This window comes from Sessilibacter sp. MAH1 (genome assembly GCF_054658315.1).
In genome coordinates, this window is sequence record NZ_BAAGIC010000011.1 from 32,384 (window position 1) to 56,801 (window position 24,418).

General features: G+C 40.7%; 23 protein-coding genes. All 23 read left to right on the forward strand.

The features are described from left to right. The first annotated feature begins 94 nt into the window (after positions 1–94). The 23 genes from fliE to ACYQ28_RS12045 all read left to right on the forward strand — a co-directional run bounded on the left by fliE (position 95) and on the right by ACYQ28_RS12045 (position 24,372). Positions 95–457: a flagellar hook-basal body complex protein FliE gene (fliE, locus tag ACYQ28_RS11935; protein ID WP_460050501.1), complete on the forward strand. Its 363-nt coding sequence runs from the start codon at positions 95–97 to the stop codon at positions 455–457. 45 nt (positions 458–502) lie between these two features. Further along, a complete protein-coding gene (gene fliF, locus ACYQ28_RS11940) occupies positions 503–2,161 on the forward strand; it encodes a flagellar basal-body MS-ring/collar protein FliF (RefSeq protein WP_460050503.1) in 1,659 nt (552 codons plus the stop codon). Next, the gene (gene fliG, locus ACYQ28_RS11945; RefSeq protein ID WP_460050505.1) at positions 2,154–3,173 is read left to right on the forward strand and encodes a flagellar motor switch protein FliG; all 1,020 of its coding nucleotides are present in this window, start codon (positions 2,154–2,156) and stop codon (positions 3,171–3,173) included. Before fliF ends, fliG begins: the two co-directional genes overlap by 8 nt. A 15-nt stretch (positions 3,174–3,188) precedes the next feature. After that, a complete protein-coding gene (locus ACYQ28_RS11950; RefSeq protein ID WP_460050507.1) occupies positions 3,189–4,082 on the forward strand; it encodes a FliH/SctL family protein in 894 nt (297 codons plus the stop codon). A 33-nt stretch (positions 4,083–4,115) separates the two neighbouring features. Beyond that, positions 4,116–5,447, forward strand: coding sequence for a flagellar protein export ATPase FliI (gene fliI / locus ACYQ28_RS11955; protein ID WP_460050508.1), 1,332 nt, complete (start codon positions 4,116–4,118; stop codon positions 5,445–5,447). Positions 5,448–5,785: 338 nt separating this feature from the next. Further along, positions 5,786–6,223, forward strand: coding sequence for a flagellar export protein FliJ (locus ACYQ28_RS11960; RefSeq protein ID WP_460050510.1), 438 nt, complete (start codon positions 5,786–5,788; stop codon positions 6,221–6,223). Positions 6,224–6,785: 562 nt separating this feature from the next. Continuing rightward, the gene (locus ACYQ28_RS11965) at positions 6,786–7,682 is read left to right on the forward strand and encodes a TIGR01777 family oxidoreductase (RefSeq protein WP_460050512.1); all 897 of its coding nucleotides are present in this window, start codon (positions 6,786–6,788) and stop codon (positions 7,680–7,682) included. Positions 7,683–7,704: 22 nt separating this feature from the next. Beyond that, positions 7,705–8,100: an Hpt domain-containing protein gene (locus ACYQ28_RS11970; protein WP_460050514.1), complete on the forward strand. Its 396-nt coding sequence runs from the start codon at positions 7,705–7,707 to the stop codon at positions 8,098–8,100. A 437-nt stretch (positions 8,101–8,537) separates the two neighbouring features. After that, on the forward strand, positions 8,538–9,818 hold the full coding sequence (locus tag ACYQ28_RS11975) for a flagellar hook-length control protein FliK (protein ID WP_460050516.1): 1,281 nt from the start codon (positions 8,538–8,540) through the stop codon (positions 9,816–9,818). Positions 9,819–10,319: 501 nt separating this feature from the next. After that, complete coding sequence (locus ACYQ28_RS11980; protein WP_460050518.1) at positions 10,320–10,844, forward strand: flagellar basal body-associated FliL family protein; 525 nt, start codon at positions 10,320–10,322, stop codon at positions 10,842–10,844. A gap of 16 nt (positions 10,845–10,860) precedes the next feature. Further along, the gene (gene fliM / locus ACYQ28_RS11985; RefSeq protein ID WP_460050520.1) at positions 10,861–11,907 is read left to right on the forward strand and encodes a flagellar motor switch protein FliM; all 1,047 of its coding nucleotides are present in this window, start codon (positions 10,861–10,863) and stop codon (positions 11,905–11,907) included. Further along, complete coding sequence (fliN, locus tag ACYQ28_RS11990) at positions 11,900–12,337, forward strand: flagellar motor switch protein FliN (RefSeq protein WP_460050522.1); 438 nt, start codon at positions 11,900–11,902, stop codon at positions 12,335–12,337. The genes fliM and fliN overlap by 8 nt, the downstream gene beginning before the upstream one ends. A gap of 14 nt (positions 12,338–12,351) precedes the next feature. Beyond that, complete coding sequence (fliO, locus tag ACYQ28_RS11995; protein WP_460050524.1) at positions 12,352–13,131, forward strand: flagellar biosynthetic protein FliO; 780 nt, start codon at positions 12,352–12,354, stop codon at positions 13,129–13,131. Between the two features lie 11 nt (positions 13,132–13,142). Continuing rightward, positions 13,143–14,015: a flagellar type III secretion system pore protein FliP gene (gene fliP, locus ACYQ28_RS12000; protein ID WP_460050525.1), complete on the forward strand. Its 873-nt coding sequence runs from the start codon at positions 13,143–13,145 to the stop codon at positions 14,013–14,015. A 30-nt stretch (positions 14,016–14,045) separates the two neighbouring features. Continuing rightward, the gene (fliQ, locus tag ACYQ28_RS12005; RefSeq protein ID WP_460050527.1) at positions 14,046–14,315 is read left to right on the forward strand and encodes a flagellar biosynthesis protein FliQ; all 270 of its coding nucleotides are present in this window, start codon (positions 14,046–14,048) and stop codon (positions 14,313–14,315) included. A 43-nt stretch (positions 14,316–14,358) separates the two neighbouring features. Further along, entirely contained in the window at positions 14,359–15,132 is a 774-nt protein-coding gene (gene fliR / locus ACYQ28_RS12010) for a flagellar biosynthetic protein FliR (RefSeq protein WP_460050529.1), read from the forward strand. Between the two features lie 6 nt (positions 15,133–15,138). Further along, entirely contained in the window at positions 15,139–16,272 is a 1,134-nt protein-coding gene (gene flhB / locus ACYQ28_RS12015) for a flagellar biosynthesis protein FlhB (protein ID WP_460050531.1), read from the forward strand. A 220-nt stretch (positions 16,273–16,492) separates the two neighbouring features. Beyond that, entirely contained in the window at positions 16,493–18,721 is a 2,229-nt protein-coding gene (gene flhA, locus ACYQ28_RS12020) for a flagellar biosynthesis protein FlhA (RefSeq protein WP_460050533.1), read from the forward strand. A gap of 58 nt (positions 18,722–18,779) precedes the next feature. Then, positions 18,780–20,606, forward strand: a complete 1,827-nt coding sequence (locus ACYQ28_RS12025; protein ID WP_460050535.1) for a flagellar biosynthesis protein FlhF — start codon at positions 18,780–18,782, stop codon at positions 20,604–20,606. Between the two features lie 247 nt (positions 20,607–20,853). After that, positions 20,854–21,681: a MinD/ParA family protein gene (locus tag ACYQ28_RS12030; RefSeq protein WP_460050537.1), complete on the forward strand. Its 828-nt coding sequence runs from the start codon at positions 20,854–20,856 to the stop codon at positions 21,679–21,681. A 2-nt stretch (positions 21,682–21,683) separates the two neighbouring features. Next, a complete protein-coding gene (locus tag ACYQ28_RS12035; RefSeq protein WP_460050539.1) occupies positions 21,684–22,427 on the forward strand; it encodes an RNA polymerase sigma factor FliA in 744 nt (247 codons plus the stop codon). A 748-nt stretch (positions 22,428–23,175) separates the two neighbouring features. Beyond that, positions 23,176–23,559: a chemotaxis response regulator CheY gene (gene cheY, locus ACYQ28_RS12040; RefSeq protein WP_460050541.1), complete on the forward strand. Its 384-nt coding sequence runs from the start codon at positions 23,176–23,178 to the stop codon at positions 23,557–23,559. A 21-nt stretch (positions 23,560–23,580) separates the two neighbouring features. Then, entirely contained in the window at positions 23,581–24,372 is a 792-nt protein-coding gene (locus tag ACYQ28_RS12045; RefSeq protein WP_460050543.1) for a protein phosphatase CheZ, read from the forward strand. Positions 24,373–24,418 lie beyond the last annotated feature (46 nt).

Here is a 24,418-nt window from a genome sequence, read left to right on the forward strand (position 1 = left end):
TCTTTCTGTCAGTAGTGGTGAATTGACAGTTTATTGGCAGATTCACGTCAATGAATTGATCATTTTAGTGATACTTACGAGGAAGGTTTTTACTGTGAATGTTTCTAATCGACCTGATATTCAACAGTTGCTGGTTAACATGCGAGACATGCGCTCACAGGTGCAAGTCCCAGATATTAATCACGTAGCCTTAGACGTTAAAGACAGTGTCACTTCGGTTAATCAAGCACAGGCCCCTGCATTTAATGAGCTTTTTGCCCAAGCAATTGATTCTGTAAACAGTTTACAACATCAATCAGGAGCCTTATCAAACGCTTATGCAATGGGTGACGAGTCGGTAGACATTGCCGATGTAATGATCGCAAGCGAAAAGGCTAAAATCGGTTTTCAGGCAACCTTACAAGTTCGTAATAAGGTTGTTGAGGCTTATCAAGAAATTATGAATATGGCCATTTAAGCGGTGATGTGAGTATTTGAAATGGCAGAAACTACAAGCGCGTCAATGAACAGTTCGCCCGCATCTAATAATTTATTAGAAGGGTTCAATAATTTAAATTTAATTCGCCAAGCTGGTCTTATGGTCGGCTTGGCGGCAAGCGTCGCCATTGGTTTTGCGGTGGTATTGTGGACGCAAAAAGAAGATTTTCGCCCGCTGTATGGCAGTTTAGATCGCTTAGACTCTGCGGAAGTGGTGGAAATATTAGAATATAACGACATTCGCTTTAAGGTCGATCCCAACACCAGCGCCCTGTTGGTTGCGGCAGACGATGTACACAAAGCACGTTTAAAACTCGCCGAGGCGGGCATTCCCGGTGAAGCATCGGTTGGCTTTGAATTATTGGATCAAGAACAACCTTTGGGCACTAGCCAATTTATGGAAGGTGCTCGCTACAAACGCAGCCTAGAAGGTGAACTTGCGAAAACAATCACCAGCATTAACAGCGTTAGGGCTGCGCGTGTCCATTTAGCCATTCCTAAAGAATCGGTCTTTGTTCGCAACGCCAGAAAACCGACGGCGTCGGTCTTTTTGGAGCTATTTCCGGGCAGAGGATTAAAACACGAACAAGTAAAAGCCATTGCTAATTTAGTTGCTTCGAGCATTCCGGAATTACAATTAGATGACGTAACTGTTGTTGATCAAAAGGGTAATTTATTAACAACCGGTGAAGAAATGGCAGAACTGGTTGAGGCTGCTCGTCAACGGGAATACACCCGTGAGCTTGAAAACGATTTAATTGCCCGCGTTAATGGTATTTTAAATCCGTTGGTGGGTAGCGGAAATTATCGTGCAGAAATTAGCGCAGACGTTGATTTTACCGAAATTGAACAAGCCGATGAAATTTACAACCCAGACTTAGGTGCAGTACGCAGTGAACAAACACTTGATGAACAGCGTGTTGGCTCAGAAATTATTGCTGGAATTCCGGGGGCATTAAGTAATCAACCGCCGGGCGATGCCCAAGCGCCAGAGCAAGCAAATCCACAAGACCCAACCCAACAAACGCCACCCAGTAATACTCGTAAACAAGCAACGCGTAATTTTGAATTAGATCGGACCATAAGCTACACCCGACATCAATTAGGCAAGGTAAAGCGCTTAACAGTAGCCGTGGTTGTTGACGATAAAAATATTGTTAACGCAGAAACTGGAGAAGTGCAATCACAACCTTGGACTCAAGAAGAACTGGAAAGATTAACTATACTGGTACGCGATAGCATTGGTTTTTCGGCGGTACGAGGCGATAGCGTTAATGTAATTAACAGTCCCTTCTCCGGTATTCGCGACGAAGTGAGTTATGAACTTCCCATATGGGAGCAACCTTGGTTCCTGGGTATTGCGAAACAAGTCGTCGGGTTATTAATTATTCTTGCTTTATTATTAGGATTATTACGACCTGTATTAAAAAGTTTGGCCGGTTCTGGTCTAAAAGCCAAACAAGAAGAAGAGGCGAGAGAATTAGCTGCGCTCGAAGCCTCCGGTCTTGAAGCCTTTGACGCATTGTCTGATGAAACCGTGACTTTAACCGGTGGTGATGCTCTGGCATTACCCAGTCCCGATGAGAATTTTGAACAACAACTCAACGCAATTCGTGGAATTATTGCCGAAGATGCCGGACGTGTTGCCTTAGTAATTAAAGGTTGGATTAACGAAGATGGCTGATGCCAAAGTCCCAGCGGAAAGTAACCGAACCAAACTAGAACAGGCTGCCGTTTTATTGATGAGCTTAGGCGAGGCCGATGCCGCAGAAATTTTAAAACACCTGGGTCCTAAAGAAGTACAAAAACTTGGCACAGCAATGAGCCAACTAAGTAATGTTCAACAGGCAGAAGTTGAAGCAGTATTATCGAATTTTCTTACCGAAGTAAGAACCCTAACCGGACTTGGTATGGGTGCCGATGGTTATATTCGCAATATGTTGGTGACGGCTTTAGGCGAAGACAAAGCCAACGGTTTAATTGATCGGATTTTATTAGGTGGTAATACCACCGGTTTAGATACTTTAAAATGGATGGAAGCACGCTCCGTTGCCGATATTATTCGCAACGAGCATCCACAAATTCAAGCCATTGTTATAGCGTATTTAGACGCTGACCAATCCGCCGAAATCTTGTCGTATTTTAAAGAAAATGTGCGTATGGATATCATGATGCGTGTGGCGGCATTAGATACGGTACAACCCAGCGCCTTGCAAGAATTAAATAATATTCTCGAAAAACAATTTTCCGGTAGCGCCGGTTCGCAAACTAAAACCATGGGTGGCGTTAAAGTTGCCGCAGAAATTGTTAACAATCTTGACAGTAGCATGGCTAACGAACTACTTGAATCTATCACCGAGGTTGATGAAGACTTAGGTACACAAATTCAAGATTTAATGTTTGTCTTCGATAATCTTGTAGATGTCGATGACAAAGGTATTCAATCTTTGTTGCGAGAAGTGTCGTCGGATATTCTTATTATTGCTCTTAAAGGTGCAGATGATGTACTTAAAGAGAAAATATTCAATAACATGTCAAAACGCGCCGCAGAACTACTGCGTGACGATTTAGACGCTAAGGGTCCTGTTAAATTATCAGAAGTTGAAAATGCACAAAAAGAAATTTTAATCATTGCAAGACGCATGGCCGACGCGGGAGAAATTAATCTTGGCGCTGGCGGTGAGCAAATGTTGTAAGGATGAAAAATACCAGTGCCAAACAGTGATAAGTCCAAGGCCAGTAAAGAAGTTGTTTCACTTGAAACAAACAGTGCGGTATGGGATGCGTGGAATGCTCCTGAGTTTGATTCCGAAACACATCATGTAATTTATAACTTGCAAAAAGTTAAGCAAAGAATTAATAAAAAAGAATCTGCAAAAAAATCTTCATTATCAGAGAAAAAAGGTGGGCTTGCCCCTAACTCTGAAGTCAAAGCGCCCGGCGACGAAAAACTCGATAATTCCGAAGATTCTCTAATTTCTTCACAGGACGAATTGGTTGAAGATGGTGACGAAGTAGAAGAATCTGTTGAAGACGTTGACGACAACGAGTTGAAAATTCCCAGCGCTCAAGAGTTGGAGGAATTAAGACGCAGCGTAGAGTTGGATGCGTATCAAAAAGGATTTGAAAAAGGCGAAGCACACGGTTTAGAAAGTGGAAAAAAACAAATCGACGACCAATACCAACCAGACATTGAAAAAAGCTGTAATGCGCTAAAAACTCTTACCGAAAATCTCTCCCAATCTTTAAGTCAACAAGAAGACGCTATATTACAAACACTGCTAAATACGGTTGTTACACTGGTAACCAATATAACTCGCAAAGAACTTAGCATACCAAATACTGCACTTACCGATTTAATTGAGGAGTCGCTACAAATTATTGGCGACAGTAAACAAGCTAAAACAATATTAGTTAATCCGGGTGATTTAACGTTTATTGCCGAGCGGAGTGAGCATAAATCTTGGAATTTAGTCGCCGATGAAAAAATAACAGCGGGCGGCTGCCGTATAATAACCGAAGACAGTAGTGTGGATTCAACGGTGGAAACCCGTATTAACGATACCATCGAAAAATTTCTGAATAAAGAATTTGCCAGTCATTAAGTGGTTTTATGTTAAAAAGTGATGGTGTTTAAGATGGTATATTCAACGCTTTTAAATCAACTCCAATCGTTTCAACCCAAACACATCGCACCGAGAATACCCGTTGCGGTTGGTAAATTAATTCGCGTTGTTGGCACCACCATTGAAGCCGTTGGCATTAGTGCTAATCTCGGTCAACAATGTGAAATTATTGTTGATGAAAATCGTAAAATAGAAGCAGAAGTTGTAGGCTTTTCTGAAGGTAAAACATTTTTAATGCCCATAGACAGTCTCTCGGGATTAAAACCGGGTGCTAAAGTTGTGCCTTTACCTCACCGAATGGGAATCAAAATTGGCCCAGAAATACTAGGCAGAGTCATTAATGGACTCGGTCAGCCTTTAGACGGTAAACCCATGTGGCCGGTATCGGAATACGTTGATTTTGAGGCGAAATTAATTAATCCTCTATCGCGCGCAGTCATTAAAGATCCTTTAGACGTTGGTATAAAAGCCATTAATGCATTACTAACCATTGGTAGAGGTCAACGTATTGGTTTATTTGCTGGCAGTGGCGTTGGTAAAAGTGTTCTGCTTGGCATGATGACACGATTTACACAAGCCGATGTCGTTGTGGTTGGTTTAATCGGCGAACGCGGTCGTGAAGTAAAAGAATTTATTGAGAACAATTTGGGTGAAGTGGGTAAAGCACGTTCTGTGGTAGTTGCGTCTCCGGCAGATGATCCACCGTTAATGCGATTAAGAGCCACGCAATTAGCCACTCGGGTTGCCGAATATTATCGCGATCAAGGTAAAAATGTATTATTGCTTATGGATTCATTGACGCGCTACGCGCAAGCACAGCGTGAAATTGGTTTAGCAACGGGAGAACCTCCTGCTACCAAAGGCTATCCACCGTCGGTATTTTCGAAACTACCACAATTGGTTGAGCGGGCCGGTAATGCCGACGAAGGTGGAGGTTCTATTACCGCAATCTACACGGTTTTAACAGAAGGCGATGATTTACAAGACCCCATAGCGGATAGCGCCAGAGCAATTTTGGATGGACATATTGTGTTATCGCGATCTTTAGCCGAAGAAGGACAATATCCGGCGATTGATATCGAAGCATCCATTAGCCGAGTTATGCCAAACATTGTTACACAATCTCAATTAGCGGCGGCGCAAAAATTTAAGCATTTATTATCTGTGTATCGACAAAATAAAGATTTAATCAGCATTGGTGCATACACCCATGGCGCCGACGCAACCATTGATTTAGCCATTAAAATTCGACCACAACTAAGAGAATTTATTATTCAAACTGTTCAGACTAATATTACTTATGAACATTCAATGACAATGTTATCGCAGTTAATGGCGTCCTGACCTATTATTGGCACCTCTGATTAACTCATCCATGATTTAATTAGAGAACAGAAATTGACAATGCGATTTCCAATTTCTTCTCAATTTCAATCACTTACCGTTCTTGAAATTGGCGACAGGTCCTTGTGTGGCGAGAAATTCTGGTTAATCAGAGTTTCCTACTCTAAATTGTTCCGTTTTTTAAATGATTTATTTTTTAAGTTATCTACAGAAACTGATACTTAGATAAGCAGGCTTTCACTAGCTTATTATGAAATTAATCAAAGTTTTCATTAATGTATTCTTGATACATAATTCACAATAAACAAGTTTTTTGCACGCGTATTTAGTTGTTATTTATGTCAAAATTAGATCGATTTATTCTATTATTGAAAATGGCAGAACAGGCCGAAAATAAAGCGGCGCAACTTTATAACGAGCAAAAAAAACATCTTATGAGTCACTTAAACCAACAAAAGACCATAGAAGCTTATTATTTAAATTTTCGCAATCAATTAGATAATACCACTGGTGGCTCAATTCAGGATTTGGTCAACAAACGCGCTTATTTAAAACAGCTCACTGATTTACGGGATTCTCAGCAGGCAAACTTAACCATTATTGAACAACAGACCGTAAAGGCTGAGCGTCATTGGTCAAAACTTCATCATAAACGCCTTAAAATTGAAGAGCTGATTGAGTCTATCAAACAAGATCTAACTAAAGCCGATGATCTTAGAACGCAAAAATTGTTAGATGAGCTTTCTGGAATACGTTACCACGATAAAAACTCTTAATTTTGTACTATAGGAACCTCTAATTAACTCATCCATGATTTAATCAGAGGGCAGAAATAGAAAATGCGATTTCCAATTTCTTCACCATTTCAATCACTTACCGTTCTTGAAATTGGCGACACATCCTTGTGTCGCGAGAAACTCTAGGTTAATCAGAGTTTCCTATAAGAACCTCCGATTAACGCATCCATAATTTAATCAAAGAAAAGAAATTGAACGTACAATTTCCAAATTCTTTCCAATCTATTTACAATTTCAATCACTTACCGTTCTTGAAATTGGCGACGCATCCTTGCTTGTGTTGCTAGAAACTCTCGGTTATTCAGAGTTTCCTATAGAAAATTCCGATTAACCGAGCGTTTTCTATTATCTCACGCGTGAACCATTTTTAATTCCCAAAACCATCAAACTAAATGTCGTTTTTTTACGTATATCTTCCTGTTGCGCATATTTTTTTACGAAGTTCTCAATTTTTTAACTGTTAATGCCTATTTTAATAAGATATAAATGAAGAGTTTGATATTCTCGGCACAATTATAATGAGTGGTAGATAACTGACAGTATGAATATATTAATCACTGGTGGCACCGGCTTTATTGGCCGACATTTTATACAGCAATACACTCAATACCAATACACAGTACTTATCCATAATCGTCCACCTAAACATTTGCCTGACAATGTTCAAACCATTACCGATCTTAGCAAGTTAACTGACCTAAATAATTTTGATGCGGTAATAAACCTAGCCGGAGCGCCCATTGTTGGCAAACGCTGGACTGAAGAGTACAAGCAAAAAATTCGTACCAGTCGATTAAATACCACACAACAGCTTTGTACTTTATTTACCGTTACTACGAATAAACCTAAGGTTTTTCTGTCTGGGTCAGCAATCGGCATATACGGCGATACCGGCGTTGGTAAAATAGACGAAAGTAACGAGTTGAGTATTCGCGAAGACGATTTTGCGCAACAGTTGTGCCTTGATTGGGAAAAAATCGCTCGTACCATTACCGATACACGTTTGATTTTATTACGTACCGGTATTGTACTGGGTCGCGACGGCGGCGCCTTACAACAAATGCTACCGGCATTTAAGTTAGGTTTGGGCGGGCCTCTTGGTGATGGTCAACAATACATGTCTTGGATTCATGTATCCGACATGGTTAAAGCGATAGACTTCTTGCTCAATTCGAGTCAGAGCGAAGGTCCATTCAATATGGTTGCTCCAAATCCGGTGACAAATTCAGAGTTTTCACAATCTCTGGCGGTTACCCTAAAGCGTCCGGGGTTTTTACGAGTTCCTAAAATTGTAATGAAATTTACCCTTGGTGAAGCTCATCAGCTATTATTTGACAGTCAGAACATTTTACCAGCCCGATTACAACAACAGGGCTTTAAATTTGATTACCCTTATATAAAAACTGCCCTTCAGGCGCTGGTGGGTAAAAAGTCATGAGCTTTGGGTTATAACATTTGCTATGAATGCTTTGCAATTTTTTGATCAATATACACTAGCCAGTCTTCGCGAAATTATGGAGGAAGATTTTCCGGCACTTTTACAAACCTATCGTGACGATGTTCTTGATAAATTCCAAACTATCGAATCATCAAAAGCAGCTGGCGAAACCTTATTATTGAAAAAAACCGTGCACAGCTTAAAAGGTAGTAGCGGCAATGTTGGTGTTATGCGCCTTATTGATATATGCCAGCATATTGAAGAACTGTGTGTACGTCGTCTTGAATCTGTTGATGCCGATGCACATTCGTTGCGTCAGTTAGAAGATAGGGTAACGTTTTATTTGAGTGCGTTATTAGAATTGAAAGAACCACTGCTTAAAGAAATAGATCTCTTGCTTGCAAACAATCCCATTTAATGTTGAATAATCTCCCAATATATTTAGGGAACTCTGATTAATCTTGTCATGTTTTAATCAGACCATTGCAATTAAAAATGCAATTTCTGATTCCTTTGCAATTTTAAACACTCACAGTGGTTGAAATTGATCACATCTCTGTTTCGCTGAAAACTTTAGATTTCGTCGAACTCACTCTGATTTTTTCTAAATTCAAAGATCCCTGTAATTCTAGTGATTACATCGGCTTGTTGTATGCGTCTCAATAAATAGGCTTCTTGCCATAATAGTTATCTATCTGCAATTAACAAAACGCGCAAATTTTCGCTGGCTGATCATTTTTAATCACTGAGTGTGAGTTTGGCTCCTCATTTGCTTAGTGTCCTCCATGAATTTACTTATCACTTGCGTATTAAATTTAGAGGCAAACAATTGCCTCTCTTAACATAGGTGGCCGTATGACATCTGGAATCAATGCTCTGGTCGTTAAATCCGATAAATTTGAGGTATCTGCCAATAGTAATTCTCGATCAGAGCTCCGTTCAAATGACGATAAATCGTTTGAGCAGGTTTTTGACGAAACAAATCGAAATAACGAAACCAAAAAATTATCCTCTAACAATAAGGATTCCACCGACGAAAGAATTTCCAGCAAAAACAACAGTGCTGATCGAGATTCGGCAACGTCTGAAAATACCGAAAATAATTCGCGCGCAGACGGCTTTCAAAACACGAGCGATACTAGCTCTGAGCTAAGCGAAGAGAATTCATTGGAGCCAACATCGTCAACTTTGGCAACGTCGCAATCACCACTGGTAGAAGCGTTTATTTCAGATTTACATCTAGATGGTGAACTTGAGGGCCAATCGCCATTATTAATAGCGACATCAAGCACAGGCGGTTTAGGCCAATTAACAACCGGTGCGGAATTGCTTGAGCAGTCTGGGTTTGGTGGATTGTCTGCATATTCAAACTTATTGCAATCAGAAAGCTTGATATCTAAAAATAGTCTAAATGCCTCAAATGGTTTGAATAAATCTGCGTTGTTGAACGTAAGTCAAGGTGACTATGAATTAAACGGCCTAGCGTTAGATTCAGATTTAAATGCAGATGTATTGGATAATAATGCGCAAAACAGCAAGTTTTCTGCAAAATTTGATAGTCTGCTTAATCTTGCGGGTTTGAATAACTCTACGGAAATCGATACGCTTAATCCAATTGACAATAAAGTAAGCCAATATATTAACGGTCAGATCAGTGGTGTATTAAATCCGTCAGATGCGCTTAGATCAACACCCACGACAACCGGTTTATTTATTGGGCATGGCATAACTTCTCCCGCTTGGGGAGCGGATGTTGCCGAAAAAGTTTTATGGTTGGCGAGCCAAGGATTATCAGAGGCCGAAATTCAACTGGATCCACCGGAGCTAGGCCCATTACAAGCTAGAATTGTTGTACATAACGATCAAGCTCAAGTCAGTTTTAACAGTCACTCTTCGCAAGTACGCGATACATTGGATCAAACGGCTAACCGCTTGAGAGAACTTTTTTCCCAGGAAGGTTTAAACTTAGTGGATGTTAATATTTCTGGTCAGTCTAATCAGGAGCAACGTCAAGAGAGTAATAACCGGGCAGAAAATGACAATCTAGTGAATTCTGGCGGTATTGAAGAAAATACGGAAGTCACCCACGTAACACCTGTGAATACTCATACCCGTTTGGTAGATAGCTACGCTTAATTTGCGTTTTAATCACTTTTGAATAGCTCTGATTAAATTATGGAAGAATTAATCAGGGCTTTCTTACGACTGCTTAATAGAACGATATCTTTTTAAGCCATTAACTATTGGCTCTGTAACTAAATAGTTTTTTCTTGCGATTTTGGTGTTGTTGGCTAAACATATTTTGCTCTAACCGCCATTAAAAATACTGTATTCAAAACCTAAATTCATTTAAAACGCTCGGCGGCACAAGAATGTGTCGTCTGTTCTGAGTAGGGTAAGTGTTTGAGCGTGCGAAAAATTTCAAATCGCGCTTTTAATTGTTTTTTTCTTTTTTTACTTTTTCTGCATTATTCACGAACGAATTCATCAGACGTTTCTATTTAACAATTCTTGAAAATCCTCAAACCTGTGCTACACCAGTGAAGGCGCGATTATTCAGCATCGTGTTATTCAGGCATAGCCTTTGCTGATTCTAAATCTACAGCATTAACTACAAAAAAATGACGAGATCTTGACATGGCTGACGAAGAACAGGCAGCAGAAGAATCCAGCGGCGGTGGAAAAAAGAAACTCATTCTATTAATTGTTGGCGCTTTAATTTTAATTTCGGTTTCTGTTGGCGGAACCGTCGCAGTATTGACTATATTCAAGGAAGATCCTCCGGCTGTTGAAGAGGCTGATGATGCCGCCATGGAAGAAAAGTCCATGGAGGAAACGAAAATGCCAGCGGTATATTTTCCATTAAATCCATCATTATTAATGACCTATAACGTTCGTGGTCGCCAGCGTTACGCACAAATTGATATTACATTAATGACACGGTCAGACACGGTGGTAACCGAAATTGAATTACACAGCTCGCGGGTAAGAAACGACCTAATCTTGGCGTTCTCGGGCATGGAATACGAAGAAATTCAAACCCCAGAAGGCAAAGAGTTAATGCGACAAACAGCTCTTACGGTTGTTCAAACGATCATGAATGAAGAGATCGGCGAGCCGGGAGTGGAACAAATACTATTTACTAATTTTGTCATGCAATAACTGAGGTCTGTAAACCTTGCAAGACTTACTATCACAAGACGAAATCGATGCTTTATTACACGGTGTCGACGATGGCGATATCGAGGTCGAAAACGACAACGAGCCCGGTAAAGCTAGAGGTTATGACCTAACCAGCCAAGATCGAATCGTTCGCGGGCGAATGCCAACGCTCGAAATGATTAACGAACGATTTGCGCGCTATACCCGAATTAGCATGTTTAATTTATTACGCCGCACAGCCGATGTCTCAGTCGGTGGCGTACAGATTATAAAATTCGGCGAATACGTACACACCTTGTACGTGCCAACCAGTTTAAATATGGTGAAATTTCGGCCTTTAAGAGGTACAGCGCTGATTATTTTAGATGCAAAACTGGTTTTTAAATTAGTGGACAATTTTTTTGGTGGCGATGGTCGGCACGCAAAAATCGAAGGCCGTGAATTTACGCCCACCGAATTACGTGTTGTACAAATGGTATTGCAACAAGCCTTTACCGATCTCACCGAAGCTTGGAAAGCGGTTATGCCGTTGGAATTTGAATTTATAAATTCCGAGGTTAACCCTTCAATGGCCAATATTGTTAGCCCCAGTGAGGTCGTGGTTGTCAGTACCTTTCACGTGGAATTAGACGGCGGTGGTGGAGAACTGCAAATTACCATTCCTTACTCCACAATCGAACCCATACGCGAAATGCTCGATGCAGGCTTGCAAAGCGATAGTGATGAACGAGACGATCGTTGGATAGTTGCATTGCGAGAAGATGTTTTAGAAGCGGATGTGCAACTGGAGTGCGAAATTGCCAACGCCAAAATACGACTAGGAGATATTGTCAAACTCAAAGTTGGCGATGTTATTCCCATAGAAATGCCGCCTCATCATGTTGTTACCGCCAACAGAGTTCCCATGTTTCGATCAAAACTGGGTCAATGTGACGGCAACATGGCTTTGCAAATTCTCGGCTTTATTGATCGATCCATAATACAAGAGAAATCGAAATTAAATCATCCAGGATTATTCGCAGGAAAAGACCCAAAAGAAACTGAGGTAAATCAACATGGCTGATGAAGACAACAACGAAAACGAAGATGGTCTCGACCAGGACGCAATGGCAGATGAATGGGCCGCTGCCATGGCCGAGCAAGAAATTGTTGACGGCCAAGGTGAGGGCGACACCGACGCCGAAAAAATGGCTCTCGATGAATTTCAGCCACCACCAAATCCGGCTTTAAAAAATCCAGACCTAGACGTCATTCTCGATATTCCGGTAACCATTTCTATGCAAGTTGGCAGTACTTCAATCAGCATCCGAAATCTACTGCAACTCAATCAGGGGTCTGTCATTGAGCTTGATCGCCTAGCCGGTGAGCCGTTGGATGTATTGGTTAATGGTACCTTAATTGCGCACGGCGAAGTGGTGGTTGTGAACGAAAAATTCGGTATTCGTATGACAGATGTCATTAGCGCATCTGAAAGAATTAAACGCTTAAAATAACAAAGGTATTCATCATGAATGTCGCTATTTTGTTAAAACATTATTTTGAAAAAAACCGCTTTACAGATTTTTTTGTTAAAATGGTAACCTTAAAATCGGTCTTGATATTGTTGTTTTTGTTTGTGCAGCCTGTGATCGACGCTCATGCCGACATTCAAACCGTATCAAAAGAATCTCAAGAAATTGTCGCAGTCGGTAATAGTGTACCTAAAATATCTAGCCAACCAATCTCAGCAATACCCACAAAAACATGGGTGGCTCAGGTTCTTATGGGGTTGTTATTGGTTGTAGTGCTTATTTTTTTACTGGCTAAGTTCGCCAAAAAATACAATTTGGCGGGTATTTCAAAACATAATGAATCAATAAAGCTACTCAGCCATTTGTCTGTTGGAATTAAAGAGCGTATAGCCGTTGTGGAAGTCGACAACAAACAACTGCTGCTCGGCATTACTCCACACAGTATCAATACCTTGCATGTTTTCGAACTGAATAAACTTGCTAGAGAAGAATCTTTAGATTCGGGTAACATAAAAAAAATAATCGTTCCTAATTTGTCGAACACCGCGACCCAAAATAAACCCGACGACGATTTGTTCAGTGCAAAAAATATTCTCCGGTGCGCCATGTCATGGGTTGCAAAAAATAAGTCGCCGTTGGTTAAGGGCCCTATGAGCGAGAAAGAGACAAAAACAGTTCTTAAACCCACCGTTGAGCCCACAAATACCCAGTCGTTTAGCTTTAATAATATCTATGCCTTTGAGCTCAATAAAAATAAAGATTCTAATAAAGATTAGAGCTGTAATTAATGATGAATTTAATAATTGGGGGGCTAGGTCGATGTTTTATTTTAATGATATTCGTTTGCACGATATCATTATTAAACATTGAATCCGCGTACGCTCAGGCCGAGCCTGCGGCCAACCCAGAAACCAGCGATAGCTCCAGAGAAGCATCAAATTCATCAACAGAAAAAGAAAATCTTATTCCGATTAACGGCATACCGGGTTTACCTGCCTTAACCGTTACCACTCAACCTGACGGAAGCCAAGAATATACGGTCACATTGCAAATTTTAGCAATAATGACCGCATTTACCTTTATCCCTGCAATCTTAATGATGATGACCTCATTTACGCGCATCATTATTGTTTTTGCAATTTTAAGACAAGCACTGGGTTTACAACAATCACCGTCGAATCAAATATTGATTGGTTTATCACTATTTATGACATTTTTTATCATGTCTCCGGTATTTGAAGAAATTCATATCAATGCCATTCAACCTTACATCAACGAAGAAATCGGTTCTCGTCAAGCGGTAACCAACATTGCGGAGCCCATGCATAAATTTATGATGTCTCAAACTAGAGAGTCGGACATCAAATTATTTTTAGATATTGGCGGCTACGAATCGGTTGCTTCACCGGAAGAGATTCCTTTTACTGTGTTGGTTCCCGCTTTTGTAACCAGTGAGTTAAAAACTGCGTTCCAAATTGGCTTTGTTATATTTATACCATTCTTGGTTATTGATTTGGTGGTCGCCTCTGTATTAATGGCCATGGGTATGATGATGTTGTCACCATTGATTATTTCGTTACCCTTTAAAATTATGCTGTTTGTATTAGTTGATGGTTGGGCATTAATTATTGGTAGTTTGGCGGCCAGTTTTGGTCTTTGACCAAGTTTCTAGATACTCGATGAGGTGATTATGACTCCTGAAGTTGTTATGGATTTATTCGCGAATGCTTTTTTACTAACTGTGTTAATGATTACGGTAATTGTTGGCCCGAGTTTGATTGTTGGGTTGATCGTTAGTGTTTTTCAAGCGGCAACGCAAATTAACGAACAAACATTAAGTTTTTTACCTAGATTGGTGGTAACGCTATTAACCATTATGTTTGCCGGTGCTTGGTTATTAACAAAAATAATGGATTTATTTGTACGGTTAATTACCGATGTACCTAATTTAATTGGTTAACGATACATGCGCATTAATAGGTTGCTCATCACCCAAAAGTACAATGTTTAGCTTAAGTGACCAACAGATATCTGCTTGGTTAGCCCAATATCTTTGGGTAATGATTCGCATATCCGCTTTCTTATTGGCTGTTCCTATATTTGGAGCCCGCACCCTTCCAGCCCGAGCACGTATAGCACTTGCCATACCTATAACGCTTGTCGTAAGCCCGCTAGTTAATAATATACCCGACGTAGAACTGCTTTCTGTGCAGGGATTTTTAGTTGCTATAGAACAAGCCATTATTGGATTTTTATTGGGATTTATCTTCCAGCTATTTATTCAAATGTTTGTAGTAGCCGGGCAAATAATTGCTATGAACATGGGTTTGGGTTTTGCCTCACTGAATGATCCGGCCAACGGTGTGGTGGTTACGGTTTTGTCGCAATATTATCTAACCTTGGCGACATTGTTGTTTTTAGCGGTGAACGGTCACTTGGTATTGTTAGAATTAATCAGTAAAAGTTTTATGTTTTGGTCGTTTACCAGTTTTCAGTTAAATGCTGGTTATTTCAAAGAGGTTGTTGGTCTGGGAAGTTGGATGTTTGCAGGCGCTATGGTGTTAGCTTTACCGGTTACCACGGCGATTTTATTGGTTAATATTGCTTTTGGTGTAATGTCACGTGCGGCGCCACAGATGAACATTTTTGCCGTAGGTTTTCCAATTACCTTGGTATTTGGTCTGTTTATCATTTGGTTTGGTTTAAGTAATTTTTTACCACAGTTTCAGCAGTCGTTAACCGAGCTGATTTTATTCGCCGAAAATCTGTTAGGGTGAGTTATCGTGGCAGAAGACGATAGTCAAGAAAAGTCGCAGGAACCAACCGCAAAACGCCTAGAAAAAGCTCGCGATGAAGGTCAGGTTCCCAGATCCAAAGAATTAGCTACCAGCGCCATTTTAATTGGTGCTACCGCGGCCTTATATTTCTTTGGCAGTTATCTTAGTGTGCGGATTAACGGCATTTTTATTCGTGGTTTTACCTTTGGGCGCGAAAGCAGTTTTGACACTAATTATATGTTTGTTGCGCTTTCTTCGGCAGTAAAAGAAGGTTTGTTTTCATTAATTCCCATTTTTATTATTTTGTTGATTATCGCATTTGCTGCTCCTCTGGGTTTGGGTGGATGGTTGTTTAGCTCTAAATCGTTAATGCCTAAAGGCAGCCGAATGAATCCGCTGTCTGGCTTAAAACGCATGTTCTCCGTAAAAGCATTGGTTGAATTGGTAAAATCCTTGGGCAAAGTGGGTTTGGTGGTCGCAATTGCAATCATCGTGTTATATCAACGCCGCAATGATATTGTTCACTTGTCTGATCTACCCTTCAATGTTGCGATTCACGATTCTATTTTTATTTTAATTATTTCGGCCCTGTTGTTATCTTGCTCGACACTTATCATCGCAGCCATCGATATTCCATTTCAATTATGGGAAAACAATAAAAACCTAAAAATGTCGATGCAAGAAGTTAGAGACGAGATGAAAGATTCTGAAGGTCGCCCTGAAGTTAAAGGAAGAATTCGGCGTCTGCAAAGAGATCTGGCGAATAATAGAATGATGCAAGAGGTTCCTACCGCGGATGTCATACTTACCAATCCAACGCATTTTTCGGTAGCGCTTAAGTACGATCCTGCCACCATGAAAACACCGCTAGTCGTTGCTAAAGGTGGAGATTTTATTGCGCTTAAAATCAGAGAAATAGCCAACGCTCATTCGGTTGAAATTTTACAAGCTCCAGCATTAACGCGCGCCATTTTTTACACCACAGAAGTCGATAAAGAAATACCCGCGGGTTTGTATTTGGCTGTCGCACAGGTATTAGCGTATATTTTTCAATTGCGGCAGTATCGCCGCGGTAAGGCCAAGCGGCCCAAAGCTCCCAAAAAGTATCCCATACCCAAAGAATACACGTTCGATAAATAACCTTTTACCATCACCATACTAATGCCTTTTTATACCACTAAAAATTGCGGACTAAATCGTATTTACGTTCTGCCTTTTTTAAAGGTTAAACCTCTTGCGTATCTGACCTGTTGTTCAAAATAACTGCGTTAATATTGTCATCACAATTTTGCACTTGGTATTTTAATTGCGCATTGCTGTTGTTATTTTAAAACCGTCAATATTTTGATTGTCAGAATCTATGCAGCTACCCCGTTTTTTAAGCGTTAATCGTCCGAAAATTACCAGAAGTTCTATTAATCGAGCTTATGTTAACGGCCGTTCAATAATTAACGGTAATTTAGGCGTACCTATTTTACTGTTAATGATGCTTGGCATGATGACTTTGCCATTACCATCATTTTTATTGGATGTCTTCTTCTCGTTTAATATTGCCTTGTCGATTGTGGTTCTTTTGGTCAGCGTTTACAGCTTACGTCCACTAGAGTTCGCGGTTTTTCCAACCATATTATTAATAGCAACTTTATTAAGGCTTGGGTTAAACGTTGCCTCAACCCGTGTTGTTTTACTCAATGGTCACGAGGGCGGCGATGCGGCCGGTAAAGTGATTCAGGCATTCGGTGAAGTGGTTATTGGTGGTAATTACGCGGTTGGTTTGGTTGTTTTCATTATTTTAATGATTATTAACTTTGTGGTGGTAACCAAAGGTGCTGGCCGAATTTCGGAGGTCAGCGCACGCTTTACCTTAGATGCAATGCCTGGTAAACAAATGGCAATCGACGCCGACTTAAACGCCGGTTTAATTGATCAAGAAGAAGCAAAAACTCGACGCGAAGAAGTTTCCAACGAGGCAGACTTTTACGGTGCCATGGACGGTGCTAGTAAGTTTGTGCGTGGTGACGCCGTTGCCGGTATTTTAATTCTGCTTATAAATATTATCGGTGGATTGGGCATAGGCATGGCCCAACACGGTTTAACCTTCACCGACGCGCTGGAAAAATACATTTTATTAACCATAGGTGATGGTTTAGTTGCTCAAATTCCGTCGTTATTGTTATCAACCGCCGCCGCCATTATGGTTACGCGTGTTAACAGTTCAGAGGATGTGCGCTCGCAGGTATTGAGTCAGATGTTTGACTCTCCCAAAGCCTTGGCCGTTTCAGCAGGTGTGTTATTTTTAATGGGTGTTATTCCCGGTATGCCTCATGTGCCATTTATTGGGCTTGCTATTGTTTGTGGCGTGTTAGCGTATTTTATTTATAAAAAAGACAAGCAGACACTTGAAGTTGCCGACGGTAGTTATAATCCTTCTTCGGGTGCACCCGGTAATCGTCCTTCACTTCCCAATCAAGAAGGCGGCGAAATAATTGACGCTCGACCAGAAAATACAGAGTTAAGCTGGGACGATGTGCAGCCGGTGGATTTAATTGGTTTAGAAGTCGGCTATCGTTTAATTCCGCTGGTGAATAAACCTCAGGGTGGAGAGCTTTTAAAACGCATAAAAGGCATTCGAAAAAAGCTGTCTCAGGAAAAAGGCTTTTTAATTCCAAGTGTTCATATCAAAGATAATCTCGATCTCTCGCCGAGCAGTTACCGGATCTTGTTAATGGGTGTTTGTTTGGGTGAGGCCGAAATTTTTTCAGATCGTGACCTGGCTATTAACCCCGGTCAAACCATTGGTGAAATTGACGGCATTGCCACCAAAGATCCGGCTTTTGGTTTGCCAGCAATATGGATTGATCTGACCAAAAAAGACGAAGCTCAGACCTTAGGTTACACCGTTGTTGACGCTAGTACTGTTGTCGCAACGCATTTAAATCAGATTTTACTGAAACACACCCATGAATTAATTGGTCACGAAGACGTTCAAAAACTGCTAGACCAACTCGCCAAAACATCGCCCAAACTCGTATCAGAATTGGTACCCGATAAACTCTCGCTAAATGCCGTTTTAAAGGTGTGTCAAAATTTATTGCGAGAAGGCGTTGCCATAAAAGATTTTCGTTCCATCTGCGAAGCCTTGTTGGCTGCCAGTGAAAAAACTACCGACAGTGAACAATTGACCTCGGCTGCACGTGTGGCCTTGTGTCGTCAAATTATTTATGCACTGGTTAAAAGTGATGAAGCATTGCCGGTAATTACCCTTCAACCGGAGCTGGAACAGCTTTTGCTCAAAGCTAATCAACAGGCACAAAAAACTGGCGCTGATGAAACAGGTTTTATCGAGCCCGCGTTAATAGAAGCAATGCAGAGATCAATTCGCGAGAATCTACAACGGCAGGAAATTGCCAATAAACCGGCAATTATTCTCGTGGCAGGTGTTCTCAGAAGTTTACTTTTAAAACTCTGTCGATCTTTAGCGGTAGATGCAACAGTTTTAGCCTATGCAGAAATTCCAGAAAATAAATCCATAACGGTTTCGGGAACCATAATCGGAATATCTGGCAATAACGGTAATTCACAGCATTAACATAGTCGCTAGATTTTTAGCAATTGTTCGATGTTTTCACTATAAATAGGCGGTATCTATGCAAGTTAAACGGTTTAAAGCGGCTGATATGCGAAGGGCGCTTGAAATGGTGCGCGCTGAACTGGGTGAAGATGCTGTTATTTTATCGAACACTAAACAAGGCAAATATGTTGAAATACTTGCGACCGCTGATGATTGCACGCAATGGTTAGACGTTAAGGACAATGCTGAGTCCCATCAGAGTGTTTTTTCTAAATACGAAGGTTTAGCCGATACTGGAGAATTTACCTTTTTAACCGAATCAGAAGGTTATGTAACCTCCGGTAAAAAACCTGAGTCAGGGCGAAAAATAACCGGTGCAGATAACCTTGCAAACAAGGCAGAAGAAAATGTCTCCTATTTATCTCGCCAATTAGATGCTCAGAAAAAACAACAAGCACAACGTTATTCTTCTAATCCCGTGCAGAAACGTTCTAGCTATAAAAGTTCCGCCGCTGTTGTTAATTTATCACGCAACACAAAACATCGTAGTGAAGCCGATGAAATTATCGACGAATTATTTTCAAAAGGTACGCCGTCGATGGCAGATGTTGTCTCTTTTTTGGAAAAAGCCAAATCTAATCGTCAAGAAAACGCTAATCGTCAAGAAAATACTAATCCGCAAGGCAATATCAGCAATCAAGAAACGGTTAATAGAAACCGGGCGACGATTAACAATAGTCACGATGCGGTTAAATCTCGTCAAAACCCTAGTACTGATGAGGTACAAAATTCCCTAAACAATTCGGTCATTCATCGAGACGAAAAAAGTGCAGATGTGAATTCGCCATCTAATCAGAATCTACAACGCGCAATACAGCAATTATCGCAGCAGAATGAAAACAGTTTAACTAAGCCAAGCAGATCGCCGGAGTCCGTTCGTACGGCAACGGTTATTGATAACTCGGGTGATATTAAAAACTTGCAATCTGAACTTAATGATATGCGTGAGCTTCTGGAGTTGCAGCTTAAACAGAGTAACGGGAGATCGTTAAAAAGCTATCAAATGATTTTGGAAAAACGTTTTTCTAAGATGGGTTTTGGTGAAGAATTTATTACCCAGCTGTTAAACCATGTTGTTATGAAAGCTGGTGAAACGGGCCGCGATGTTTGGCTTAAAGCGCTAAAATATTTAAAATCAAATTTACCGTTAAGCACTATTGATATTGTTAAACAAGGCGGTCGCTATGCCTTTATTGGCCCTACCGGAGCCGGTAAAACCACCACCATCGCTAAACTCGCAACCCAACATATTTTGGAGCACGGCCGCCACGGTATCGCTATTATTTCTACCGATAATGAACGTTTGGGTTCGCAAAGCCAGTTAAAGAGTTTATCGCATATATTGCAAATTCCTCTGCATGTTGTCACTACGGGCCGGCAGTTGAACGAAGCATTGTTTTCGCTAACCTATTGCGATTTGATTTTAATTGATTCCCCAGGAATTAATATTCGTGACTTGGACAATAATCTTTGGTTTAACGAATTTAAAAACCATGATTTTGTTGCCAAAATATTTGTCATGACCACAAATTCGCAAAAGGCTTTTCAAAAAAACATATTAAGTGTTGCTAACGATCTTGATGCGCAAGCGTTGGTACTGACCAAATTAGATGAGTGTTGCAGTTTGGGTGATAGTTTAGATTGTGTCATAGAATCAAAATTACCCATTGCTTATTTGACAAATGGACAAAATGTGCCAAAAGACATTGAGTTCCCCGTTCACAAAAAACTTATCGCCAAAGCATTAGAAGCAATTGCGCCGGCGAAAAAATCCGCTCAATTAGCCCCTGCTAATTTTGGGATTACTGAAGACGTAAATAATTACGAAAAAGTCCAAGCCTAACTGTGTTTATCGGCGCTCAAGAGCGTGTGCTTAGTTAAGTCTGTGCTAAATTTAAAAATACTGCTTGTTGTTTTACACAGTTTAATGGGTTTTCTGCTTCGGTATTTATTTGTAGATAGTTTGTGTTGGTATTGGTGGTACATCTTTTTATGCCACCGGGAGACCCTAGGTTGATCGGTGTTTCCTGTAGATAGATTAGATTTCATTTATATTTAGCAATAATTATATTGAGTTATTTGGAGTTTCTATGAGCTACTCTCGTCCTGTTCAAGTCATAGCCGTAACTGGTGGAAAGGGTGGTGTTGGTAAAACCAACCTTTCAGTGAATTTGAGCATTGCCTTGGCCGAAATGCAAAGACGAGTGGTATTGCTCGATGCTGATTTAGGATTGGCTAATGTAGATGTGCTGTTGGGTTTGAGAGCTAAGCACAACATAGCGGATGTATTAAATGGCGTATGTGATCTGCAAGATATTTTGTTGACCGGCCCTGGAGGAATAAAAATTGTTCCGGCCTCATCCGGTGTTCAAAACATGACGCAATTAAGCGCCCAGCAACATGCCGCATTAATTAATGCATTTAATACGCTTGATCAGCAATTGGATATTTTGGTTATCGATACCGCAGCGGGAATTTCAGATACGGTTGTCAGCTTTGTAAATGCGTCCAACGAAGTCATTGTTGTCGTGTGTGATGAGCCTTCATCCATTACCGATGCCTACGCGTTAATTAAGTTACTTAACAGTGAATATCAACAATCGCGTTTTCGGGTGGTTGCTAATATGACGCGCACCGTTAACGAAGGGCAAAACCTGTTTAATAAATTACAAACCGTATGTGATCGCTTTTTAGATGTCACATTACAGTATCTCGGCCATATTCCTTTTGATGAAAGCGTACGTAAAGCCGTACAAAAGCAAACGCCGTTAATGACCGCTCTGCCACGCAGTCGTGCTTCCCAGGCAATTAAAGGTATTGCTCAAAAAGTTATAAGTTGGCCGCTGCCAAGTGGCCCAAGAGGGCACTTGGAGTTTTTCGTTGAACGGCTTTTGCATACTGCACATGTGGAGGTTTAACTATGGCTGCTGTGGACGGATTAGCAATGTATGATCAAGCGCAACTTCAACCGGCGATCGACATAGAACAGTATGCGAGTTTGGTAAAACGTATTGCCCATCACATGATGATGAGAATGCCGGCGAGTGTGCAAGTTGAAGATTTAATTCAAGCTGGAATGATTGGCTTAATTGAAGCATCGCAAAAATACGATGCCAGTAAGGGTGCGAGTTTTGAAACCTACGCAGGAATTCGCATTCGTGGCGCCATTGTGGATGAAATGCGCAGAGGTGATTGGGCGCCGCGTTCGGTGCATCGTAATGCCAGACGCGTTCAAGACGCCATTGCGCAAATTGAAGCACGCACAGGCCGCGATGCGACTGATAAAGAAGTGGCCGACGAATTGGAAGTGAGCTTAGAAGAATATCACGCGATTTTGCAAGATAGCACCAGTACACGCTTGTTCAGTTATGAAGAGGCCGTAGGCGAAGACGACAGCCGTATTGAGCACGACAGTGCCAGCGATGGTAATCTCAGTCCATTTGTAGGCCTGCAAAAAGATAATCTGCGTAAATGCTTGGCCGAGGCGATTAAATCGCTGCCAGAGCGCGAACAGCTGGTTTTAGCGCTATATTACGATGAAGAGTTGAATCTTAAAGAAATTGGGCAGATATTAGGCGTAAGTGAATCGCGAGTCAGTCAAATTCACAGTCAGGCTGCACTGCGTTTACGTGGTCGTCTTCAAGATTGGGTAATTTCGGAGTGATAATTACGAATTCATAAAAATAAGTAACGATTTATTCGGTTAAATTAAATCGCTGACAAAAGATAGTGACCCGTTTGTGCCTTTCATGGTTCTCTGCGAATCTCTTTTATTCAATGGCAATTCTGAATAACGACAGACCCCTCTAATTTTTTGCCAAATTTACCGTGACTTTTTTTCTTGAACAAAATCCCATTCAAATTAAATATTTTGTAGCTTTCCCAATCTTGTGAATAATTAAGATAATTTTTTTGCTTTATTCTAAAAAAAAGTCGTTTAAAGCCGAAACTATCCTATAGAAACAGTTTTATAGAACGAGCGTGACATTTATAGCTAGGAATATTTAGGAATCTCTGATTAACCCGGTCGCAATTTTTACTGAAGAACGAAATTGAAAATGTAATGTGTAATTTCTTTATCATTTCAATTGCTTATCGTGTCGCGGTTATCAATGCACCTGGTGCGGTGACTAGGCCGAGGTTAATCAGAGCTTCTTTATTCTAATTTATTTTAACAATCGGGTTTTTATTGAAAAGAGATTTATTTAGTAAAAATTCAGATTGAGTGTTATTACGCTTTTTTTGTACAAGATTTAGGTATTTGATTTCATTAAACCCTACAGATTATGTCCGCGGTTGATCAATACCCGAATATTGGTAATCGCTATCCTTAAAAAACTGGATACCGCACAAACTGCTACTAGACTTTGTATTGAATCGGTTTCCCTCGACCAGGGCCTATGGAGGTTACATTGGATAAAAATATGAAAATCCTCATAGTCGATGATTTTTCTACTATGCGGCGGATCATTAAAAATCTATTGCGTGATTTAGGGTTCACTAATACGCAAGAAGCTGATGATGGCCAAACGGCGTTGCCGATGCTTAAAAACGGCGATTTCGATTTTTTGGTGACGGACTGGAATATGCCGGGAATGACCGGTATTGAGTTGCTCAGGCAAGTCAGAGCAGATGAACGTCTTAGCAGTTTACCGGTGTTGATGGTGACCGCCGAAGCAAAGCGGGAACAAATTATTGAAGCGGCCCAAAGCGGTGTGAATGGTTATGTTGTAAAACCGTTTACAGCTCAAGCTCTAAAGGAAAAAATCGAAAAGATTTTTGATCGCGTCGGTTAACTCATTTCCACAGGTTTAGTTATGGATTCTAATCAATTCTCGAAAGACCCGAATCGAGCAGTCGAAGATCTTCGTGAAGCTGCGCAAATGTTGCTTGAGAAATTACAGAACGAAGATTATCACGATGCAAGCGAAGTGATATCGAAATTAAATCAACAACGCGACAGCTTAATTTTTAACAGTGTCGGTAAATTAACTCGTGCTTTGCATAACGCTATTGTTAATTTTAACGTTGATGCAAATTCGGATAATGACTCCACGTTGTCGGATAAATCTCATATCAGCGATGCATCAGACCGGCTTAACTACGTTCTTAAATTAACTCAAGACGCCGCTGATAAAACGATGGATCGCGTTGAAGCTTCAGCGCCTATTGCTGCCGAAATCATTACTGAGTCGGCGCAATTGCGAGAAGAGTGGAAACGCTTTAAGCGTCGTGAAATGGGCCCAGATGAATTTCGGCAATTGTACTATCGCATGGATGAATTTCTTGCGCGTATTGGTACAGGCGCAGAGCAACTGGGTTTAAATTTACAAGATATTATTTTGGAACAGGGCTACCAAGATTTAACCGGCCAAGTTCTGAAAAAAGTAATTGGTCTTATTTCTGATGTTGAAGGCGAACTGGTGCAGCTAGTTCGTATTGCCGGACAAGTAGAAGATGTTGCTGGGTTTCGATCAAAAGCAGATAAAGAAGCTGCCGAGAAGAAATCGGCAAACGGCGAAGGCCCGCAAATTCAGGCAAAACATCGTCCAGATGTTATGGCCAGTCAAGATGAAGTTGACGATTTATTATCAAGTTTAGGCTTTTAATAGATTTGATATTTTAAGAATAAAAACGACTGAATAAATCGTTTTG